The sequence below is a fragment of the Oleiphilus sp. HI0132 genome, assembly GCF_001635845.1.
This window is the reverse complement of sequence record NZ_LWGJ01000719.1, coordinates 1-609: the sequence shown is the minus strand read 5'-3', so window position 1 is coordinate 609 and position 609 is coordinate 1. Positions and strand designations below refer to the sequence as shown.

Sequence of the window (609 nt, the reverse complement as noted above, 5' to 3'; positions counted from 1 at the left end):
ATCTCCTTGCCTTCGGCAACGATAACGATTTCAGCTGCATAAACATGAAGACTCACATGCTGGTTAGCAAAGCTTGCCGGGACACTATAGCGGTTACGCTCGAACGTAATTAAGCATGTAGAAGAGACTCGCTTAGTCTCTTCTACATAGCCATCGAATGGCGCTGGGACAGGCATTAAACATGGCCGTTCTTGTCGCCAGCATTCAGCAACCGTTAGATTGGATTGTTCTGGGTGTTTTTGGCGGTGCCACAGTTCAATACATTGGCGTTCAAGCCAAGCATTAAGTTCTTCGAGAGTCTTGAACTTGGGAGCGGTATGACATAACTGATGCCGAGCATCTCGCACCTTTTTCTCGACTTGGCCGTTCTCCCAACCTGCAGCTGGATTACAGAACTCAGCTTCAAACAGATAATGACTGACTAGCGTTTGGAATCGGCGATTAACATCGCGCTGTTTACCTGATCGTACCTTATCCACAGCAGTCTTCATGTTGTCGTAGATGCCGCGTTCAGGCACGCCACCAAAGACCCGAAATGCATGATTGTGTGCATCAAACAGCATCTCGTGCGTTTGTTTGTAATAAGCTCGCAGGAAGAAAGCTCGACTA

Annotated in this window: 1 protein-coding gene; it reads right to left on the bottom strand. The window is 47.8% G+C overall.

Features of this window, described 5'->3' with window-relative positions; genetic code table 11:
- Nucleotides 1-609, bottom strand: a 609-nt coding sequence (istA, locus tag A3766_RS08555) for an IS21 family transposase (RefSeq protein ID WP_156508793.1), incomplete at both ends; no start/stop codon positions are given.